The organism is Erwinia aeris, from assembly GCF_041224955.1.
GTDB classification, from domain to species: domain Bacteria; phylum Pseudomonadota; class Gammaproteobacteria; order Enterobacterales; family Enterobacteriaceae; genus Erwinia; species Erwinia aeris.
The window spans coordinates 1-352 of the sequence record NZ_JBGFFX010000035.1 but is presented as its reverse complement, the minus strand read 5'-3'; the positions used below and the strand labels follow the sequence as shown (position 1 = coordinate 352).

General features: G+C 47.2%; 1 tRNA gene. It reads left to right on the top strand.

Annotated elements, in window-relative coordinates:
- Positions 1-147: 147 nt before the first annotated feature.
- Positions 148-223 (top strand) — tRNA-Ala (locus AB6T85_RS23720).
- The last annotated feature ends 129 nt before the right edge of the window (positions 224-352 follow it).

The window sequence follows — 352 nt, the reverse complement described above, 5'->3', positions numbered from 1 at the left end:
CTTTCCTGTCCTGCGTTGTGACTTCACTTGCATATCGTGATATGCGGCGCGAAGCCACGCCTTGACCAGAAAAGAATTACATTTCCCGTAAAAAGGACGTGTCACTCGCGGTTGAGTGGTAGTAGATGGTCTCTGCAGTAACTGTATGGGGCTATAGCTCAGCTGGGAGAGCGCCTGCCTTGCACGCAGGAGGTCAGCGGTTCGATCCCGCTTAGCTCCACCATGCAGTTTACTAAACTATCTCAAAACTGGCTTTCGAGTCACGTTTGAGATATTTGCTCTTTAACAATCCGGAACAAGCTGAAAATTGAAACGACATGTCGTTTTCATTCTCCGTAATAAGAATGAAGTT